We start from the raw sequence: 20,508 nt of genomic DNA on the forward strand, positions 1-20,508 counted from the left end.
CCGACGCATCCGGATTCGCGACGGCAGCGGAGTCCGCCATTGCGTGGAACGTGTTGCCGAACCCCTGGGCGGTGGCCAGGATCTCCCGGTTGTCCCCGATCGCGATGCCGACGTGCCGGAAGGCCCGCACCAGCCGGAGCAGGGCGCCGTCGTCCGCCAGCAGGGGTGTCAGGACATCCGGCGTCTGGACGAGCAACCCCGCATCCATGTCCTTGTGGACTGCGGCGAGCACAAGTGCGTCGTTCTTCACGTGATCCCATACGACCGGAACGTCGGCCAGTAGGAGAACCGATTCAACGACATCGCTGAATGCGAAGAAGTAGGCGATACCTGGGCTTTCGGTGAGGAACTCGGCAGCTTCCGGGTTTTGGGTGGAGAAATGTTCTGCCGTCCGCCGGCTGCTCATGTCGTACACGAGACTCGCTCGCAGCTGGCCGTGCCGGGTGGCACCGCGCAGGACCTCGCGGACCGGGAAGTCCGCGTCGTTGGCCATCGCGTCGCGCAGTGGCTTGAGGTCGTCAACCAGCAGCCTTCGCAGTTCGTGCGGGTACTTCAGGGCGTCGATGTGCTCCGCGAGGACCTTGGTGAAGTCCCCCTCCCGCATCAGCCGGCCAATGAGGTCGCGCTGCTCGGGATAGGCGGCACGGACAAGAGGATTCGCCCGCAGCCGCACCAGCGGCGCCGCAGTAGCCGGGGCCTGACCATCCGCCGGCCACGCGTACGGACCCTGCGCCTCCAGCGCGGCCCTCAGCGCACGCGGGGCGTCCAGCATCCCGTCGAAGACAGCCGGATCCGCCGACAGCACCGCCGCCAGGTTCCCGTTCCCGTAGGCAGCCTCCAGCAACTCCCTCGACCCGGCCAGCTTCAACGCCAGAGCCGGACTCTCGATCAGCACATCGGACAGATCCGGATCACTGTCCAGCGTACGCAGAATCTCCGGATCCGCGGCCGCCACGGCCAACATCCCCGGGATCGCCAACACCGTCCTGGACTGACGCGGACTCCTCCGCAACGCCGACAACAGGTTCTCGTTCGCAAACAATGCCCGGAATGCGGCCGTGTTGGGCAGAGCCTGGCCGTGGTCGATGATCGCCATGGACAGGTCGATGTTGTCATCGAGCTTCGCGAGGGCGAGGTGCCGCTCGTTGCCGTCCTGGGACTTCAGGAATTCGCCGAACACGGGAGTCCTGGCAACGACCCTCAGGGGCACTGAGCGGTGGTCCACGAGTAGTTCCCGCAGGATGTCGAGCCTGCCCGGGAAATCGGCGACGAGGAACATGTGGCCGACCAAGTCGCTGCGGAAGCCGTCATTCGATTCCATGGCATCGAGCAGTGCCGGGCTGGAGATCAGCTGGTCCGTCAGGGCCTCATCGCTGAGCATATGCTCGGCGGGATCCGTGATGTCCGGGTCGGTGAGGTGCGCGAGGAGCTTCGGGCGGGTCGCCAACTGCTCCGGCAGGGCGGGGAAGGTCGCCATCATGCGAGCGGCCGGGGCGGAGTTGGCGGCCGCCGCCAGCACGTCGCGGTAGCGCACCAGTTCCCGCAGCGCCGGAAGCGGCACGTCCGTCATGCCCGCGTTCCGCAGGGCGACCAGGAGGTCGGCGACTTCGAGGTCCAGATCGGCGGGAATGGCGGCGGAGTGAGTGACGAGGAAGCGCGCGACGCCGGTGACCGCGCTCGTGACGTCGACCTCAGACAAAGGAATCTGCGGCGGGTGCTCCTCCAACCACCGCTTGGAGGCCCGCTCGGCGAGCCGCCGCGCCTCGGCCTGAGTGATCCGGGTAGTGGCCGGACGGCTGGGCGCACTCGTGGACGGCGTGGCCTGGCTGGTCGAAGAGGAGGTCGAGGCGGCGGGCTGGTCCTGGGCCGGCTGAGCCTTCTTCTTCGTCTTCTTCTTGGCGCCGCCGACCCGCCGCAGCGGGTCCGGCTGCGACGGTGGGAGGTCGCCCACCAGGCGCTGGGCAAGGGCTCGGGCACCCTCGGTGTCACCGGGCCAGGTGTAGAGGTGGTGCGCGACGCGGCGGACGACCTGGTCCTCGGGCCTGAGGCGGAGGTACGGGGCGGTGTCGCGGTCGAACGACACGGGGAGCCTGCGCAGTGGGCCCACCAGGCCGCGAGCCTCGGCCAGCGCCGACTCCAGGTTCTCCCCGACGGCCTCCTGCCGGGCACTCTCCCAGAGCCGGCCGAACGCGACGGGGTCGAACGGCAGGTCGGTGCGGTGCGCCGCGGTCACGGCGGCGTCGTTCGCCTCGTCGAGGAGCCGTGCGGCGGCCGTCCGGGCTTCCTCCGGGTCGGCGGGGTCGAGGAAGAGGTGCGCCGCCGCGGTGTCGGTGAGCGTGGCGCGCTGCTCCGGGGTGACCGCGACGCCCCGGTCCGTGAGAAGGTCGGTCACCATGGCCCCGGCCTGCTGGGAGGCCCTGGCCACCTGCGCCGCCTGCTCCCGCGCCGACGGAGCCGATCCCCCCACGGGGGGCGTGGACTTGGTGTCGCGCTCCCATGCGTCGCGGTAGTCGGGGCGGACTCCCCGCGGGCCGGACTCCTGATTCAAGACCCACTCGTCCACCAGATCTGCGAGTTCGGCGTGGTCGGGCGGGGTCAGGACAGGAACGGTCGAGGTCTGCTTGCTCAGATGGTGCGCCAGGCCGTGGTAGGGGTACGTCAGCCCCTCCCAGCTCACCCGGTGGTGGGCGGCGACCGCCAGGAGCCAGCCCTTGCCCCGAGGGTGGGTCCCTGCCTCGGGGTGCCCGCTGCGGGCCCCCAGCTTCCAGCCCGTCGAACGCGCCAGATCACGCGCCGCCTTGTCCCCGCCCTGTTGCAGGGTGGGCCCGAGGACGATGGCGATGTGACGGGGATCCGCACCGAGGTCGCGGGCGATCTTGTAGAGGCGGATCGGCGTCAGTCCCAGCTCGGCGGCGATCCGCGGCAGGTCCTCCGGGACCCGCCCGATGCTCTCCGCGAGGTCGAGGAGGTCGCTGCTCCTACGCAACCCAAGCTCTCGCCGCAACCGGTCCACGGCCTTCACGTCGAACCATTGGTAGGCGAGGAGCCTGGCCGTACGCCCCCGGCCCGACCGCAGGTGCTTGGAGACGGCCGAGACCAGGGCGGTCGAACGGGCCGGGTTCACCTCGTCCGCCGGGTAGGAGGGCAGGTCCTCCTGCTCCTGCTGCGCGGGCGATGCGGCGCTCTCCTCGGACACCGGCCGGGACAGCGTACCGAACTCGGTCGTACCGGGCTCGGGCGTACCAGCGGGAAGGGAGACGTCGGGAGTGCCGGCGATCTCGTCCTGCTCGTCGAGGTCCGGCCGTGGCAGGAGCGGAAGGGACTCCGCGAAGTCCACGTCGGCGGAGTCCGAGTACCCGAGGTCCGAGTCATCGTCATCCGGAAGCCGCTGCCAGCCCTCGTCCGAGGAGACGGAGGAGAAGATGGAGTCGGTATCGGACTCGTCGTCCGAGAGGTCAGCGGACTCCATGACCGGACGTGTCGGTGCGGAGGCCCTCGCGGGGATCGGGAACAGCGGGTCTTCGAGCAGTTGCAGCGCCCAGGCGCGGGCCTCGTCCTGACGGGCGGGGTCGGTGCGGAGTCCGGGGTCGTTGTGGAGTATCTCCGTGAGGCGGCGGGCCGCACGGTCGGCGCGGTCGAGTTCGGAGAACGGGGCGGGGGTGAGCGGGTCGGTGACCCGACCGTGTTCGGCGAGCAGGGACTGTGCTGTGGCGGCCGCCTCCACCACGGCGGGCGTGTTTTTGAGTTTGTCCCAGCGGCGCTGGAAGGAGCGCTCCGACAGCCGACCCTCGGGGCCGGCGGCGTCGTCCCGCTCGTCCACGAGGGTGTCGGGGTCCGACCCTGTCGTCGACACGGCGTCGCCCCGTTCGTCCACGAGGGTGTCGGGATCCGACCCGGTCGTGGACACGGCGTCAGGCACCGCTTCGGGTTCCGCGGAGGACTCCGTGACCGGACGGACCGGAACGGGCTCGTCGAGCAGGTGCTGGGCCCGGGCCAGTGCCTCGTCGCGGCGGTCGGGGTCCTGGTAGAGGTCGGGGTCACCGTGGAGGATGACCGCGAGGCGGCGGGCGGCGCGGTCGTCGGCGTCAAGTTCGGAGAACGGCGTGGAAGTGAGCGGGCCGACGGCGCGCCCGTGATCGGCGAGCAGCGACCGCGCCGCGGTGGCCGCGCGTACGAATCCGACGGTGTCCGTGGGGAGTTGCTCCCAGTGGCGCTGGAAGGCCTCGTCCGACAGCCTGTGCGTCTCCGGTGATTCCTCGGGCCTGGCCGCCGCCAGCCACCGGTCGCGGTCCCTGCCGGACTTTCGGGCGCGGCGGGGCCTCGGCAGTCGGGCGACGGTCACGGAGCGTCCGTCCGGCGAGCCGACGAGCGTCGTGGTGCCGTTCGGCTGCACGACGTTGACGGTGAGCCCGTAGACCTGTCCGGCCACCAGGGGCAGGACGTCGTCCGTGGCGTCGGACGCCGACGTATACGTGCTCATCGCGTACGCCAGCGAGCGCCGTTCGTCGTCGCCCCAGGTCCTGTTGACGGCCCGGAGCTCCTGGGCGTAGATCTCCGACCGCGGCAGCGGGTCCCCGGTGCGCAGCCGGTCCGCCGTGCGGTCGCTGGCGACGGAGGCCTGCGCCTGCGCGTCGACGGCGGTCCACAGCGGGCGCGTGCCGGCGCCGGGGTCCGCCTCCAGCTCTGCGACGAGGGCCTGCGACAGGTGGGCGCGGATCTCCGCCGGCGTTCCCGTGACGAGGTCGGGGGCGGTGGCGCCGAGCGCGAGGACCAGACTGTCCTCGCCCAGGCCGGAAGCGCGCGGGATGACTCCCTGTACGATCAGGGCTTCCTGTTGATCCATCGTCAGTTCGTTCTGGCCGCGCACCTCCTGGTCCGGAGAGGCCGGTCCGGACCAGAGGGTGCCGGTGTCGCTGGTGCCGGTGTCGATGGTGCCGCTGCCGGTGTCGATGGTGCCGCTGTCGTTCAGGTCTTCCAACGGGAAGGTCAGGTCGCCGGTCTCGAAGACGCTCGGCTCCGGCATGGAGCGCGGCCCGGTCTCCGTTGCCGGGTCCGACGGGGTGGTACCGGGAGCGGGGTCGGTGCCGAGCGTCCGGACCGGGTTCCCCCCAGCGGTGGGCTCCGGCATCCGCACGGGCTGCGGTGCTCCCGGGCGCTGACCGTCGGGGCGCGCGTCGGGGGTGACGTCGCCGGCCACGGGTCCCGTACCGGGGAGGACTCCCCTGTTCCCCGGGCCGGTACCGGTCACCGGGAGGGAACGGCCGTCCTGTCCGTTGGACGGGAACGTGCCAGGGCCGCCCGTCGGGTCCGCGACGAACTGCCGGGGCTGGCCGGGGAGCTGCCAGGTGTCCTGACCCGCGTCGCTCCGGACGACGTCCGGGGTGGGCGTCGAGGGTGTGGACGGAGGGGTGTCGCCGCCGGGCTGGTAGGTGGAGAGGTCGGGGAGGTCGTGGGTACTGGTGGCCACGACCGGCGGGCGGCCGGACCCGTTCCCGTTCGGGTTTCCGCTGTCGTTCCAACTGCCGTTTCCGTCGCGGCTGGGGTTTCCCCCGCCGGTTCCGCTCTGGTCGAGGTCCGACGTCGTGAGGGGCGGGCGGCGTGTTCCACCGCTCGTGTTGATGTCCGTACGGGGACCGGAACGACCGTTCGTACCTTCGTTCCTGTCGGTGTTCCAGGGCGAGTTGGAGCCCGCGTTCGAGTCCGGGCCCGGGTCCGGGGTCAGGCTGCGGGGCGGCCAGTGGCCGGAGCTGTTGTTCACCCCGTCCGGGGTCGGCAGCGGGTTCACGATCTTGCTCCGGAGCCAGTGCCCCGCGCCTGCCACGCCATGCTCCAGGTTGCGCTCCACGACGCCGCTGCTGCCGGCCCCCAGGAACGTCGCCCAGGTGAACCCGAAGCCTTCGAAGAACAAGCCCATCGCCGCCGCGCCGAGGCTCTCGCCGAAGCCCTCGGACACGAAGTCGTTGGCGTTGTCGCCGGCTTCCCTGAGCACGCGTTGGCCGAAGTCCGGCGGGTTCTTCACGCCGCCGAAGTCGTTCGCGTCCTTGCCCAGCTTGGACAGGAGGTCCTTGCCCTTGTGGAAGGCGCCGCCGAGGATCTCGCCGATGCCGCCCGCGAAGAACCCGAAGAGGCCGTCCTTGCCGATCGACCCCCAGTCCAGGTCATTCCGCCTGAAGAGCTTGTTGCCGAAGAGCTTGTTGCCGAGCTGGACTGCAAAGGAGAGCAGCGCCTCCTCGAGCGCCTCGAAGACGCCCGGCAGCACCTTGACGCGCTGGAGGAGCGTGGCGATGCTCGCCAGCACGGCCACGCGGGCACGGTTGAAGATGGCCTCCGAGAGACCGCCCAGACCGCCGAAGCCGAACACGGCCAGGAACGCCACCCAGGCCAGCAACGCCAGCATCTGCAGCAGGGCGGCCATGACCTGCCAGTACATCTCGTAGATCTGCTGGGACTTGTCCTGCAGATCCGCCCGCACACCCTGCAGCTGTGCCTTGAACTCGTCCAGGCGCGACTTGCCCCGGCCGGTGGTCAGACTGTCGACGGTCTGCTGGAACTCCCGGCGGGCCTCCTCCGGCATGCCGTCGCCGATCTTCAGGCTGGCATTGCGGGACAACTCCACAATCATGTCGAGGTCCTTGGCGAGCCGCTCGTGGACCTGGCCCGCTTCGAGGGCCTTCTGCGGCAGCGCACTCGGGGGCAGGTCGCCCGTGAGGACCATGACGAGCTTTCTGGCCCAGTCGGGCCAGCCCCCGAGTCCGGGGTCTATCGCGGGGCTCATCCGCGGGGTCCCGACCGGCCGTCGTTGCCCTTCTTGATCGAGGAGAGGACGTCGTCCTGCTGGTTGACGTACTCGTTGGCGTTCTTCACGGTGCCGTTCGCCAGCGCCGAGAGGGCCTCCGTGAAGGCCAGCATGCCCTTGGTGACGTTCTTGACCGTGTTCTCGTAGGGCGGGCCCGCCGTCTTGGCGAATTCGTCGTCATCCGTCCCGTACCAGGTCCTGGTCTGGTTCACGCCGTCGTTGTACCTCTGCACCACTTCGTCGATGTGCGTCGTGAGATTGCGCAACACCTTGGTCGCCTCGAGTACGTCGTTGGCGGACGCTTCGAAACTTGAGGGCATGCCTACTCCCGGTGTCGCGCAGTGGTGCGGTGGTGAGGGAATTCTGCGCCCGGAAATGCCCGGGCGCCTGCGTCAGTTGACGTACATGTTGATCACGGATGACGGCCGCTCAATTGATCGCGGATGACAACCCCTCAGTCGTGCGGGTCGCTCTCCACCTCGTCGTAGAGCGCACGGCCCCGCCTCCGTCGCCGACCGGACGCGCCGTCGGCCGGCCGCTCGGGCTCGGGGGGCGCCGCCGGGCCGAGGAACTGCCCGATCAGGGCGCCCCAGTCGGCCGTCGTGCCCGGGATGCCGGGCAGATCGGGCATGCCCGGCATGGAGTTGAGGGCGTTCACGCTCTCCGTGAGCGGTTTGACCGCGTCGGCCACGTCCCGGGAGGCGAGGGAGCGCGCCTTGTTGAAGGCCTCCATGACGGAGGCCGCCAGCTGCGGAGCGGCCATGCTCTTGTAGCGGCTCTCCAGGAAACGGACGGCCGTCACCTCGCCGGTGCCCGCGACGGTCACCTCGACGCTGCGGTCCTTGGAGGTGGCCGAGAGCCGCATGCCGCGGACCTGCTCCTGGGCCTGGGCGGCCGCGCGCTCCGAGGCCTCCAGGTCCGCGATCGCCATGGCGAGGCGTTCTTCGATCGAGTGGTGCGGCGAGCCCATCAGCCCTCTCCTGTCATGAATGCGTTGCGCTTCGCGCCGGTGGTGCTGGGCTCCTCCCGGCCGAGGACGGCCGGGTTGCCCTCGTCCTCGGTGCCCCAGACGTCCTCTTCCTCGGCCAGCCAGTTGGCCCGCTCGCGGTCGGAGCTCTGGGTCTGCTGGCCGCCCTGCTGGCCGCCGGATGGGGGCATATACGGGGGCGTGCCCCCGGTGCCCTGGCCGCCGGGGCCCTGGGCCATACGGTTGGGAGAGCCCGCGGGGTCGCCGACGAACTCGCGGACCCGGTCACCACCGCCCAGGGCGCCACCCGCGCCGCCCATACCACCGGCTCCCATGCCGGGGGGCATCATGGGCGGGGTTCCGGTCGCGGGGGAGCCGTCCGGCATGCCGCCGAGGGCCACGTTGGGGCCGCCGCCCAGGGCGTCCGAGCCGTAGGCGGGGAAGTCGGTGGACAGGTCGTAGCCGGCTTCCTCGTAGCTGGGCGGGTTCGCGAGGAGCGAGTTCCCGCCGCCGCCACCGTACGTACCGCCACTTCCTCCCGGTACTCCGCCGCCCGCTCCGGACACCCCGGGGAGGTCGAAACCGGGGCTGTTGAGGCCGGGGAGCTGCGGGGTGGTCAGGGAGAGGTCGGGGCGCTTCCCCAGCGGTTTGCCGTCCGGGCCCAGGTACGAGGTGTTGCCGTTGGGATCGGTCAGGGTGGTGACCCCGCCCGGGTGCAGCACGCGCTTGGTGCCGTCGGGTTTGACGGTCGTGGTGGTCCCGTCGGGCTTGGCGGTGACCTTCGTACCGTCGGGCTTCTCCGTCAGGATGGTGCCGTCGGGGCTGCGGGTGACCTTCGTACCGTCCGGGCTGGTGGTGAGGACACTGCCGTCGGGCAGGACGGTCCGGGTACTGCCGTCGGGGAAGGCGACCGGCGTACCGGAGCCATCCCGGTTCCGGAGGGTGGGCGGCTTGGATCCGAGGAGCGTGGAGTTCGGCAGACCGGGAACGATGGGGCTGCCGTCGGGGTTTGTGCCGCCGGGGAGCTCGCTGCCGGGGAGACCCGATCCAGGCAGGCCAGAGCCGGGGCGACCCGATCCAGGCTGACCCGCGAGGTTGACGTTCGGGGCGGGCACCAGGGTGTTCGGGTTGCCGCTGCCGCCAGGACCTCCTGAACCGGTGAGGCCCGGTACACCGCCGGGAACCCCGCCCGGCACGTTCAGGCCGGAGCCGTTGTTCAGCCCGCCGCCGGAGCCGTTACCGCCGGGGTTGTTGAGATTGGGAGGGGGCGCGTTCTTGAGGAACTCCTTGGGGTCGGGAATCCCGCCGCCGTTCCCGCCCGTACCGTCCTTCCCCCCGGTTCCGTCGGCCCCGTTGCCGCCCTTGTCGTTCAGGTCGTTGAGTTTGGGGGGCGGCGGGATCTTCGTGTTGTTGTTGCCGCCCTTGCCGTCCTTGCCGTCCTTGCCGTTGTCCCCGCCGAGGCCCAGCTTGTTCAGGATGTCGTCCCAGCTCTGGTTCCCGTCTCCTCCGCCCTTGCCGTCCTTGCCGCCGAGGCCCAGCTTGTTCAGGATGTCGTCCCAGCTCTGGTTCCCGTCTCCTCCGCCCTTGCCGTCCTTGCCGTCGCTGCCGAGCGGCGAGGTGTTCCTCGTCACCAGCGGATTGGTCAGGACGGCGGTGGCGTCGACGAAGGCGTTGTTCACTTCGCTGAGTTCCCTGTTGCCCGCCGGCAGCAGCATCGACTCGACGGCGTCGTTCCAGAGCTTGATCGCCAGCTTGCCGATGTTGCCCCAGTTGTCGATCTGGGTGAGATCCCCCCAAGTGGGGTGGTTCTGCTGGAAGGAGGGGCCGACCTTCATGTCGTAGCCGTCATTGCCGGTCTGGTCAATCAACACTTGGCCGATGTTGTTCCCCTGGATCCAGATGGCGACCTCGTAGATCAGGTTCGACAACGCCAGCATCGGGTTGGACACCGGCTCCTTGGCCCACTGGTACCAGGACATGACCAGGTCGTAAGCCGACTGGTGGACCGCGTTCGCCGCACCGATGAGGGAATCGCCCTGCTTGGTGAGGGAGGCGCCCCGCCCGTTCACCGGCAGCAGGGCGTAGTTCTTGGCCGAGAAACCGGGCGGGAGGAGCTGTTCCTTGTAACCCTTGTAGTTCTCCTCCATCCGCCTGATCAGGGCGGCGAACGCGTCGGCGGCCGTTCCCTTCATGTCCGCGTCCTTGTGCCCGAGGGAGTCGGCCCACTGCTTGAGGACGGCCTCCTCGTCATTGAAGTACTTGTAGGTGCGGTCGTAGGCGCCGGCGACGTCGGAGAACGACCGCAGGTTTACGGCGTTCTGCGGTTCGATCACGAGACCGCCGTAGGAACGGCCCTGCGTGGAGAAGGGGTTGTTCACGAGCCCGTTGAGCATGTTCAACGGGCCGAAGATGTATTGGTCGAGCGGAGTGCCCGGCTGGGCAGGGCGCTCGGACGGGTTCCACAGGAAGTCGATCGTGATCTTCTTGAGTTCGGCGTAGCCGATTGGGCCTATTGGGCCCGTGTAGTAGGCGAGTACGTACGAGTGCCCCTCCACGTTGGGGCCGACGGTCGGCAGTACGTCCGTTACGGTCTTATTGCCGAGCGTTTCGACCTTCACGTTCATCAACGGGGTCTTGTCGTCGCTACCCTTGAGATCCTCGAAAAGTTTCGAGCGGTCGGGCATCGGATAGCCCGTCAGCAACTGGACCGCCGAGGCCCACAGGTCGGCAGGCATGGATACCCTCCGCTCTTCCTTCTGGTGCGGTCCGGTCGCTGAAGGCGCCGGTCTTGGTCCGGTCGCTCAGGTGCCGGTCTTGGTCGGGTCGGTCGGCGTTTTGGTCGGGTCGTTCGTGGGGCTGCCAGCCGACTTGATCGTGTTGAGGAACTCCTGCGCCTTGATGTCGTCGAGAGTCCCTCCCTGATTCTTGAGGAACTCGTCCACCATCTTGAGGAGGGTGTCCTTGATCTCCGTCGACAGGTTCGTCATGTTCTGGAGCATCGTGTCGATGCTCTGTGTGAACTTGAGCGTGGTGGCGTTGAGGGTAGATCCGTGCACCGTGTCCCCGCCCGACATCAGCCCGATCGCCAGCGGCTTCGTGAGCGAGAAGGTGTCCGGGTTGGTGTAGCCCCGGGCGATGTTGCGGGGCGAGAGGGCGGTGCCCGCGTCCTTGCCGAGTTCTTCGATCACGGCGAGGAACTCGGTGAGCGGCCCGTTGATGAAGGCGTTGATCGCCGGGGTGTCGAGCTTGGTGAGCTGCGCCTGGGTGGGCATCGGGATGCTCCCTGGGTCCGAAGGATGGTCAGTAGACCTGGAGGTTGCCCCAGTCCTGGGCCAGGCCACGGTCGAGGACGCCGTAGCTCTCCGCGATCTCGCTGAGCAGCTTGCCGCTGCTGGCGACGGCCTGCGCCGCGTGGTCGACGTAGCCGTGCCACTCGACGAACTTCTCGTTGAAGGCGCCCTTGTCCATACCGACGCAGCTGTCGGCCCACTGGGCGATGGCCTGCTGGAGGTTGTTCAGGACCGTGTCGATCGCCTCGCTCGCGTTGATGAGCTGGGCGGTCACGCCATCGGTCGTGGCGTAGTGGATGCTGATGGATCCGTGGTCATAACTGGCCTCGGGCACGAGGTCCTCCTTCGTCTTCGTCTTTCTGCCGGATGGGGCGCGGAGCGGCGGCGGGCCGTCAGGATGGTTCCGAGACCGCCGGGCAGGGCCGGACGGATCAGCCCCTGAGGCCTTCGATGGTGCTCTGGAAGCGGTTGATCCGGCTGGTTGCCTCGGTCTGGCTGTCGCCCTGGCGGCCGGAGTTCCTGATCATGGTCTCCTTGACGCTCTCCAGACCCCGCTCCACCTTCATCACGTCCGCGTCCCACGACGCCAGCAGGTCCTGGTACGCCTTGCCGTCGGCGCCGCCGTATCCGTTGGGGCCGACGAGGTCGTTGGCCGAGGACTGGACGATGCCCCGGATCCGGGTGATGTCGTCGTGGGCGTTCTGCATCAGCTCGGAGACCCTGAGGTTCGCCTCGACTACTGTTTTGTATGCTCCGCCGGGAATGTCATCGGGCATCGGGATCACCCTTTCCATGGTGTGTTGGTCCTGGGGTTCGAGTCTGCTTCCACTCGCCCCCCGGGCGAATCCGTCGCGTGACGTACCTGCCGCCGCAAACCCAGATCTACGTCAACTTCCCGACTGGGCGGTCACGTTGCCGGCCGGCGTGGCCTGGTTCCCCGGCGTCGACTCCGGGGTGTCGGCGGCTCCCGGGCAGCTTCTGCGCGGGGCGCCGGAGTCCGCGGCGGGGGCCTCGGCGGCCGCCGCGGGGTCCAGGCTCGCGCCCGTCGGCAGGGTCATCAGCAGGGCCGAGGGCAGACCGCGTACGTCGGCGGCCGTGTACCCGAGCGACTCCAAGGCCCCGCCCGCGGCGACCGGGTAGCGTACGCCCGAGTCGGTGACGAGGAAGACGGTGTCGCCCATCCGGGTGCCCGCGCTGCTGAGGGCCTGGATCAGGGCGCCCTTGCCCGGCGGCACCTCCACCCGGTCCACGGGCAGGCAGGCCGGGGCCACCCCGTCGGCCGGCGGCTGCGCCACATGGTCCTCGGCGACGGCGGCGGGGGCGAAGGCGACGCTGACCTCCATGCCCTTGCCGTCGCTCGGCCGGACCACGGCGCAGGGCTCGGTGCCGGCGGGGATCGGGACCAGGCGGGGCGGCGAGGCCGGCAGGCCGGCGCCGGCCGGACGGTCCGTCGCGGGCGCCAGGTGGCCGCGGGCGGCCTCCGCCCCGACCGTACGTGCGACCGGGGTCTGTCGCTGGTAAGCGACTTTACGGGTCTCCGGGTCGCCGAGGACGAGGGCGGTCTCCGTCTCGGTCAGCGGGGTCAGCCCCTCGCGCAGCAGCAGGTGGAACTGGCTGGTGGCGCCCGGGACTTCCACCTTGAAGACCTGGCCGATGCGGGTCGGGTGCCCGTCGAGCGCGGGTCCGGGTTCCCCGCGGCCCGGTACGGCGGGCGCGGCGAGGTCGGCGGCGGCGGGGAGCCCGACGAGGAAGGCCGCGGAGACCGGATGGGCCACGGCCGATCCGTAACCGAGCGAGGTGGCCGCGCCTGTGGCCTCGTCCAACAGGTGACGTTCCCCTCCCAGGAGCACCGAGCGGCGCCCGTCGGGCCCCTCGACGAGAAGCCCCTCGCCGGGGCCCAGCAGCCGCTCGCCCTTGACGGCACCAAGGGCGAGCCGCGTGCGCACCACCACCTCCCCGGAGGTCTGCCGGGTGGTGGCCGCGCACACCTGCCAGGGGGAGGACAGCAGGGCGGCGCGGCCGGGGAGGTAGTCGGGGGCGCCGGGGACGCCCACGGGCGGGCCGTGCGGGACGTCCTTCGTGGAGGAGCTGCTGACGGTCGCGGACTTCATGTCGCCGCCGAGCAGGAGGCGCGCGGAGGCGTAGTTGAGGACGGGCCGCAGCCGGCCCTGGGCGTACACGTACCGGTTCCCGGTGTCCTTCTCCAGCACCAGGGTGCCCTCCGCCCGCCAGCTGGTCGAGCCGCCCGGGGAGAAGAGGCCCCAGAGGGCCGAGACGAGGACCGCGACCACGCCGATCACCAGCCCGAAGGCCATGCCGCGGTTGGTACGCCCGCCCGGGGTTTCCAGGTGGTCCGGGTTGGCACGGAGCATTCCGGAGGTGAGCCGGCCCATCTGGAAGAGATGGGCCTGTACCTGGTCGCGCCTTGACTGCACGGGGCCCTCCGGCCTGCTCGTCGGTGTTCGGGATGTCTGCCGGGGCGGGGAGGCGGTGCCGGCCGGGAGGCGGGCGGGGCGGGTGTCAGCCGGTCATCTCGCGCGCCATGCCGTACACGCCCAGGACCCACAGGGCGAGGGGCAGCAGGGCGAGCGCCACCAGGGAGTGCAGGAGTTCCGCCGCGCGCCCCCAGTACGGCACCAGTCGTCGTCCCGGTACGGTCCAGATGGCGATGGTGAGGACGATGGCGAGGGCCACCAGGACCGCCACCAGGCCGAGCCTGCCGCCGTCGCCGAGGGCCCGGGCCGAGGCCATGGCGAGGACGGCGACGCCCCAGACGCCGGGGGCGAGGATCGACACCCGCTGCCAGACACTGCCGAGCTTGCGGCCGTGCAGGAGCAGCAGCACCGTCAGGGTGGCCGCGGTGACGGCCTCGGCGAGGCCGAAGTGCCGGGCGAGGACGGTGACGCAGACGGCGCAGACGAGGCCGGTCGCGGCGTAGAGGGCGGTGAGCCAGGCGTTCGCGGTCGCCGCGCGCCGGGCCACGTCCTCGCTCGGGTGCGGTTCGATGGACTGCTGGAGTTCCTCGGGCGAGGTGGGCAGGGGCCGCATCTGCATGCCGGACATCCGGAAGGCGAGCGCGGGGACGAACCCGCCGAGGATCACGGCCCCGACGGCGGTCACCGCGGCGACGTGGGGGGCCGGGAATCCGGTGGCGGTGCTCAGCCCGCCGGCGGCGGTGGCGAAGGCGGCGACCACTCCGACGGAGAGGAAGACGGCCGCGGAGGCACCCACCACGGACAGGGCGAGGACGGCGCCGCCTGCGGCGGCGGCCCCGCCGGAGAAGAGCCGGGGGCCGAGCAGTTCCGCTCCGGGCGGTCCACCGGGCAGCAGCCAGCCGGCCAGGCCCAGGAAGGGGACGGCGGCACAGCCCAGCATGACCGCGGTGAACGCGTCGCCGACGGCCCGGCTCGCGGTGCCCGCGCCCGCCAGGAGGAGTACGCCGCACAGCGCGGCGGTCAGGCCCCGGTTGACGGGCGGCAGTCCGGGCATGGCCAGGACCAGGGCCACGGCGGTGAGGAGGGTGGCGGCGACGATCCGGACGAAGGTGCGGCTGCTCGACTCGGTCCAGTCCCCGCCGAGGCGTCCCATCACCGTGGCGACCCCGTCGACGATGTCGTCGAAGTGGGCCTCGGGCATGGCGTCGGCGGCCGACCGCAGGTAGAGGGTCTCGCCGTCACGCACCTCCAGGGTGGACAGCGTGCCCTCCGCGTCCAGCGGAGCCTCGCCCAGGCGCTGGAGCACCCAGCCCTGTCCTTCGACGGTGGTCTCCTCGGCCGCGGTGCCGGCGAAGCCGAGCAGCGCCGGCAGCAGGTCGGACACGGGGATGTCGGTCGGCGCCGCCAACTCGACTCTCCGACCCGGCAGTTGAATGGTCAAGCGGCTCAGCCCGGCGAGGGGACTCTCACTCATGGCGCGCACACTACGTGCGGACGAGTGCTCTCCCCTTCCGACGAATGACGCAATTTCGCGGCGTGGATGACGGTGTTCTCCCGCGACCGGTCCGGGCGCGCCGGGCCGCGGCCTAGGGTGCGGAAACCCGTAGCGCCGCGCCGGCGCGCGCAGACGAAGGAGCAGTCCGTGAGCGTGGTCCTCTTCCGCAGGCCGGCCCGCCGGCGCGGACCGGAGATGCCGGACGGAGAGCTGAACCTCCAGGAACCCCCGGTCCTGGCCGAGGCCCAGCCGAACGCAGGTGGCGTCTGGACGTTCCTGCCCATGGGCATGATGTCGATGTCGATGATGCTGATGTTCATGCGACCGGGCGCGGGCGGCGTCTTCATGTACGTGGCGGCCGGCATGATGGCCACGGGTCTGGTGGCGACGCTGGTCGGACAGACCATGCAGCGCCGGGGCGAGCGCAAGTCGAAGATGAACGGGGAACGGCGCGACTACCTGCGCTATCTGTCCCAGGTCCGGCGGCGGGTACGCAGGGCCATCGTGGAGCAGGGTGAGGCCCTGGCCTGGCGCCACCCCGCGCCGGGGGCGCTGTGGTCGCTGGCGCGCTCCAGCCGGCTGTGGGAACGGCGGGTGGGCGACGAGGACTTCGCCGAGGTGCGGATCGCCCGCGGCTCGCAGCGGCTGGGGCTGCGGCTGGCGCCGGTGACCACCCGCCCGGTGGAGGACCTGGAGCCGCTGACGGCGCACGCGCTGCGGTGTTTCGTGGAGGCGTACGCGCAGATACCCGACCAGCCCATCGCCGTCTACCTGCGGGCATGGTCGAGGGTGCTGGTGCGCGCGGAACCGGAGGAGGCGCGGGCCTTCGCGCGGGCCGTCGTGGGGCAGCTGGCGACCCTGCACAGCCCCGACGACCTGTGGATCGCGCTGTGCGTCTCGGACGAGGTGAAGGAGGACTGGGACTGGGCGAAGTGGCTTCCGCACGCGCTGCACCCGCAGGCCACGGACGGCGCGGGGCCGACCCGGATGGCCGCCTCGGCGGTCGGTGAGCTGACCGATCTGATCGGCGCCGAGTTCACCGAACGCCCGCCCTTCGATCCGACGGCCTCGCCCACCCGGGAGGAGCCCCTGGTGGTCGTGGTGATCGACGGGGGCAGTGTGTCCACGGGGCACCGGTTCGACGGCGCGGGCTTTCGCAACTGCGTGGTGATCGACCTCTCGGGGGAGCTGCGCTGGCGTCCGGGCCGCACCACGCTGCGGCTGGGGCTGACCGAGGGCCAGGTCGAGCTGGTCCGCACGGACAGCAACCAGCGGGAGCAGTCGACGGTGCTCGGCGTCCCCGACGCGCTGGGGCCGAACGCGGCCCGGGCGCTGGCCAAGGAACTGGCGCCGTTCCGGGCGACGACGGGCGGGGAATCGGCCGAGCCGCTGGCCTCCGACATCCAGCTGACGGGGCTGCTCGGCATCAACGACCTGCACCGCCACGAGCCGGCCACCTTGTGGCAGCGGCGCTCCGCCCACCAGCACCTGCGGGTGCCGATCGCGCTGGCCGGCAACGGCGTACCGGTGGAGCTGGACCTGAAGGAGTCTGCACAGGGCGGGATGGGACCGCACGGCATGCTGATCGGGGCGACCGGCTCCGGCAAGAGCGAGCTGCTGCGCACCCTGGTGCTCGGGCTGGCCCTGACCCATTCCTCGGAGCGGCTCAACTTCGTCCTCGTCGACTTCAAGGGCGGCGCGACCTTCCTGGGGCTCGACACCCTCCCCCACGTCTCCGCGGTCATCACCAACCTGTCCGACGAGGCGGCCCTGGTGGACCGTATGCAGGACGCCCTGCACGGTGAACTGATGCGCCGCCAGGAACTGCTGCGGCAGGCCGGCAACTACGCCTCGGCCCTGGACTACGAACAGGCGCGGGCCGGCGGCGCGCCGCTCGCCCCGCTGCCGAGCCTGGTGATCGTGGTGGACGAGTTCAGTGAACTCCTTTCCGCGCACCGTGACTTCATGGACCTGTTCGTCATGATCGGCCGACTGGGCCGCTCGCTGGGCGTGCACCTGCTGCTCGCCTCGCAGCGGCTGGACGAGGGCCGGGTGCACCAGCTCGAGAGCCACCTGTCGTACCGGATCGGACTGCGCACCTTCTCGGCGATGGAGAGCCGGGGCGTGCTGGGCGTGCCGGACGCCTATCTGCTGCCGCCCGAGCCGGGCAACGGCTACCTGAAGACGGGCGTGGAGGAGCTGACCCGCTTCCGCGCCGCGTACGTGTCGGGGACGTACCGGAGCCGGGCGGGAGCCGTGTCCACCTCCCGGGTGGCCAACCAGATCGTGCCGTGGACCACCACCTGGGTGGTGCCGCGGCAGCCGGTGGAGCCGACGGAGGAGGAACGGGCCGCGAGCGAGGAGGAGTCCGACTCGCTGCTGTCGGTGGCCGTGGACAGGCTGGCCGGTTCCGGGCCCGCCGCCCACCGGGTGTGGCTGCCGCCGCTGGCCGCCTCCCCGCCGCTGGACATGCTGCTGCCGCCGCTGGAGCCGCACCACGAGCGCGGGCTGACCGCCGTGGACGGGGAGCCGCGGCTGCGGGTCCCGGTCGGTGTGGTCGACAAGCCCTTCGAGCAGTTGCGCGACCTGCTCACCGTCGACCTGTCGGCGGCGGGCGGGCACGTGGGGATCGCGGGCGGGCCGCAGAGCGGCAAGTCCACGATGCTGCGCACCCTGATCGCCTCCCTGTCGCTGACCCACACCCCGCGCGAAGTCCAGTTCTACTGCCTGGACTTCGGTGGCGGCACGCTCTCGGGCCTGGCCAAGCTCCCGCACGTGGGCGGGGTGACGGGCCGACTGGACGAGGACCGGGTGGGGCGTACGGTCAGCGAGGTGAGCGTGCTGCTGGGCCGGCGCGAGCAGTTCTTCCTGGACCACGGCATCGACACGGTCACCAGCTACCGGCGGCGGCGGGCGGCCGGGGAGTTCGCCGACGAACCCTTCGGTGACGTCTTCCTCGTCATCGACGGCTGGCCGACCGTGCGTCAGGACTTCGACCACCTCGTCAACGACATCAACAAGATCGCGCAGCGCGGGCTCAACTACGGGATCCACCTGATGCTGTCGACCGCCCGCTGGATGGAGCTGACCCCCGTCCTGCGCGAGGCCATCGGCACCAAGATGGAGCTGCGCATGGGTGATCCGATGGACTCCGTCATCGACATGCGCAAGGCGGCGACGGTCCCCGCGAACACGCCCGGCCGCGGGCTGACCGCACAGACCAAGCTGCACTACCTCACGGCGCTGCCGCGGATCGACGGCTCCGAGTCGGCGGACGACCTCGCCGACGGAGTCGCGGGCCTGGTCAACGCCGTGGCGGACGGCTGGGCGGGGCGTCCCGGGGCGCCCGCGGTCCGCATGCTCCCGGCCCGCCTCGGGTACGGGCAGCTGCCCGCCCCGCAGGGGCACCGGCTGCCGATCGGCATCGACGAGAACGAACTCCAGCCCGTCCACCACGATTTCGAGGAGAGCCCGCACCTGGTGGTGGTCGGCGACACCGAGTGCGGGAAGACCAACCTGCTGCGGTCGCTGGCCCGTTCGATCGTCGCCCGGTACTCCCCGTCGGAGGCGAAGATCCTGATCGCGGACTTCCGGCGCGAACTGGTCGACGCGGTGCCGCAGGAGTACCGGCTGGGCCATGCCGTGTCCGGGGACGCGCTGCGCGAGTACGCCCAGGGCGTGGCCCAGGCCATGTCCGAGCGGACCCCGGGCGAGGACATCCCGCCGGCCAGGATGCGGCTGTGCGACTGGTGGGACGGGCCGCGCCTGTTCGTCCTGGTGGACGACTACGAGATGGTCGGCAGCGGCTTCAACTCGCCGCTGGAGTCCTTGCTCCCGCACGTCCCCCTCGGCTTCGAGGTGGGCCTGCACATGGTCGTGGCGAGGGCCTCGTCGGGCGCCGTGCGCGGCGCCTCGGACAGTGTGATCCGGACCCTGCTCGACGCGAACAGTACGGCGCTGCTGATGTCCTGTCCGCCGAGCGAGGGGACCTTCATCGGGAACGTGAAGCCGAAGCTGCTGCCGCCGGGGCGGGCCGTCCGGATCGCCAGGCGGCGCAGCCTGATGATCCAGACCGCGCTCCTGGAGGACTGAGCGGGCGAGCGGCCGGCGGGCCCGCCGAGCGGATTTCGCTCAGCCGGCCCGCCAGCCGCGCGCCCGTGCCCTGGGCAGCAGCCAGCCGAGGGCCCCGAGGATCAGGACCAGGGACACGCCACCCATCGCGATCAGCATGCTGCGCGACCGGGCGCCCCCGTCCGAGGTCGCGACCGGCAGGGTGACCGGGCCGGCCTGCTTCATGGCCGCCGCGGAGTCGGCCGGCAGCACCCCCGAGACGGCCGCGTAGGGGTCCAGGCGCGGCACGGCGGCGGTGTACGAGCCGCCCAGAAGCCGGGTGCGGGTGCGGTCGGCGCCGATGCCGGGCTCGTAGGACCGGACCAGGGCGGCGGCGCCTGCGGCGAAGCCCACCGCGAGGGAGGAGCCGGATCCGGTGAAGGCGCCCTCGCCGCCCGGCCCCACGCTGACCACCCCGTCGCCGGGGGCCCCGAGGTCGGCGTGGAGCGGAACGACGGAGTTCTGCGGGCGGGAGCCGTTGGCACCGAAGTCCACGACGGAGAGCACACCGGGCTCGGCTGCCGGCCAGTAGTCCCGGGGCTTCCCGGCGTCCGCGCCGCCCTGGCGGGGTGGCTGGTCGGGCACGGCGGGCGCCACCACCAGGGCGTCGGCGCGCCGGGCCCGCTTCACGGCGGCGGTCAGCGTGGCGCTGCGGTCGGGGAACGCGTAGGGGACGGCGATCACCTTGGCCCCGCCGGCGACGGCGGCCTCGATCCCCCGCGCCACCTTGGCCGGGGTGGTCGCGCCCCTCGGGGTGGTGGCCCGGACGGCCAGGATCCGCGCGTCGGGGGCCACCCCGGTGAAGCCGGAGCCCTCGCGCGGTGCGGCGGCGATCAGTCCGGCGACGAAACTCCCATGGCCCACACAGTCCTGGCCGCTGTCGGCCCCGACCGGAGTCACCCGTCCGGAGAGCGCGGGGATCGTGGTGCCGACCCCGGTCCCGACCACGGCGACGGTGACCCCCTGGCCGCGGGCCATGCGCCACACCCGGTCCAGGCCGAGCATGTCCTGGGTCCACGGCGGCTGCTCGGCCCGTTTGCCGGAGGCCGGACGGCAGGGCGCGTTGTCCTGCAGGGTCTGTACGACCACCGGCAGGGTCTCGCCCGCGGACCCGGCGGCCGCGCCGGGGGCAGCCGCAGCGGCGACCAGAGCCATCGCGGACATCAGGGGGGCCGCACCCCGTCGCATCGCTCTCATGGACGCAGCGTAGGAGCGTCACTCGTCAACCAGTGCCCGCTGGAGCGGAGTTCGGCATGCAAGGGGTCCGCCGCGCCGAAATCTACGTCATCGGCCGAGCGCCCTACGTCGCACAAACCAGTCATTGTTCGGTGGCGGCGGCCCACCGGCCCCCGGCAGCCTGTGAGCCGGTGCGATACGCGTCGCGCACCGTCGCATCGCAGCACCATCTGGGAGGC

The 20,508-nt window shown here is 71.3% G+C and carries 11 protein-coding genes (1 of these 11 only partly in view); 1 reads left to right on the forward strand and 10 read right to left on the reverse strand.

The features are described 5' to 3' along the window. The 9 genes from ACWD5D_RS25460 to eccD form a co-directional block, all read right to left on the reverse strand. Window positions 1-6,775, reverse strand: the 5' portion of a protein-coding gene (locus ACWD5D_RS25460; protein WP_451375051.1) for a scabin-related ADP-ribosyltransferase. It extends 62,774 nt beyond the left edge of the window; 6,775 of the gene's 69,549 nt are visible here — the first part of the coding sequence; its start codon is at window positions 6,773-6,775; its stop codon lies off the left edge, out of view. Then, complete coding sequence (locus ACWD5D_RS25465) at window positions 6,772-7,116, reverse strand: hypothetical protein (RefSeq protein ID WP_451375052.1); 345 nt, start codon at window positions 7,114-7,116, stop codon at window positions 6,772-6,774. Before ACWD5D_RS25465 ends, ACWD5D_RS25460 begins: the two co-directional genes overlap by 4 nt. Before the next feature lie 134 nt (window positions 7,117-7,250). Then, the gene (locus ACWD5D_RS25470) at window positions 7,251-7,766 is read right to left on the reverse strand and encodes a YbaB/EbfC family nucleoid-associated protein (RefSeq protein ID WP_451375053.1); all 516 of its coding nucleotides are present in this window, start codon (window positions 7,764-7,766) and stop codon (window positions 7,251-7,253) included. Further along, on the reverse strand, window positions 7,766-10,498 hold the full coding sequence (locus tag ACWD5D_RS25475; protein ID WP_451375054.1) for an AAWKG family protein: 2,733 nt from the start codon (window positions 10,496-10,498) through the stop codon (window positions 7,766-7,768). The genes ACWD5D_RS25470 and ACWD5D_RS25475 overlap by 1 nt, the downstream gene beginning before the upstream one ends. 66 nt (window positions 10,499-10,564) lie before the next feature. After that, complete coding sequence (locus ACWD5D_RS25480) at window positions 10,565-11,035, reverse strand: type VII secretion system-associated protein (RefSeq protein WP_451375055.1); 471 nt, start codon at window positions 11,033-11,035, stop codon at window positions 10,565-10,567. Between the two features lie 28 nt (window positions 11,036-11,063). Then, window positions 11,064-11,387 (reverse strand): WXG100 family type VII secretion target, encoded by a 324-nt coding sequence (locus ACWD5D_RS25485; RefSeq protein WP_451375056.1) that lies wholly within the window; start codon window positions 11,385-11,387, stop codon window positions 11,064-11,066. A 97-nt stretch (window positions 11,388-11,484) separates the two neighbouring features. Continuing rightward, a complete protein-coding gene (locus ACWD5D_RS25490; protein WP_451375057.1) occupies window positions 11,485-11,829 on the reverse strand; it encodes a WXG100 family type VII secretion target in 345 nt (114 codons plus the stop codon). Window positions 11,830-11,940: 111 nt separating this feature from the next. Beyond that, entirely contained in the window at window positions 11,941-13,488 is a 1,548-nt protein-coding gene (gene eccB / locus ACWD5D_RS25495; RefSeq protein WP_451375058.1) for a type VII secretion protein EccB, read from the reverse strand. Between the two features lie 85 nt (window positions 13,489-13,573). Continuing rightward, window positions 13,574-14,962 (reverse strand): type VII secretion integral membrane protein EccD, encoded by a 1,389-nt coding sequence (gene eccD, locus ACWD5D_RS25500; protein ID WP_451375059.1) that lies wholly within the window; start codon window positions 14,960-14,962, stop codon window positions 13,574-13,576. 168 nt (window positions 14,963-15,130) lie between these two features. Between eccD and eccCa the strand changes: the two genes are divergently transcribed. Beyond that, window positions 15,131-19,075, forward strand: coding sequence for a type VII secretion protein EccCa (gene eccCa, locus ACWD5D_RS25505; RefSeq protein ID WP_451375060.1), 3,945 nt, complete (start codon window positions 15,131-15,133; stop codon window positions 19,073-19,075). Window positions 19,076-19,114: 39 nt separating this feature from the next. Here the strand turns inward: eccCa and ACWD5D_RS25510 are convergent, their stop codons facing one another. Further along, window positions 19,115-20,290, reverse strand: a complete 1,176-nt coding sequence (locus ACWD5D_RS25510; protein WP_451375061.1) for a S8 family serine peptidase — start codon at window positions 20,288-20,290, stop codon at window positions 19,115-19,117. Between the last annotated feature and the right edge of the window lie 218 nt (window positions 20,291-20,508).

The sequence above is a fragment of the Streptomyces sp. NPDC002520 genome (assembly GCF_053595235.1).

What these genes read in the sequence shown, in the direction of transcription:
- eccD (WP_451375059.1), bottom strand. Translation starts at nt 14,962, where the DNA reads ATGAGTGAGAGTCCCCTCGCCGGGCTGAGCCGCTTGACCATTCAACTG.
- ACWD5D_RS25510 (WP_451375061.1), bottom strand. Translation starts at nt 20,290, where the DNA reads ATGAGAGCGATGCGACGGGGTGCGGCCCCCCTGATGTCCGCGATGGCT.
- ACWD5D_RS25490 (WP_451375057.1), bottom strand. Translation starts at nt 11,829, where the DNA reads ATGCCCGATGACATTCCCGGCGGAGCATACAAAACAGTAGTCGAGGCG.
- ACWD5D_RS25470 (WP_451375053.1), bottom strand. Translation starts at nt 7,766, where the DNA reads ATGGGCTCGCCGCACCACTCGATCGAAGAACGCCTCGCCATGGCGATC.
- ACWD5D_RS25480 (WP_451375055.1), bottom strand. Translation starts at nt 11,035, where the DNA reads ATGCCCACCCAGGCGCAGCTCACCAAGCTCGACACCCCGGCGATCAAC.
- ACWD5D_RS25475 (WP_451375054.1), bottom strand. Translation starts at nt 10,498, where the DNA reads ATGCCTGCCGACCTGTGGGCCTCGGCGGTCCAGTTGCTGACGGGCTAT.
- ACWD5D_RS25465 (WP_451375052.1), bottom strand. Translation starts at nt 7,116, where the DNA reads ATGCCCTCAAGTTTCGAAGCGTCCGCCAACGACGTACTCGAGGCGACC.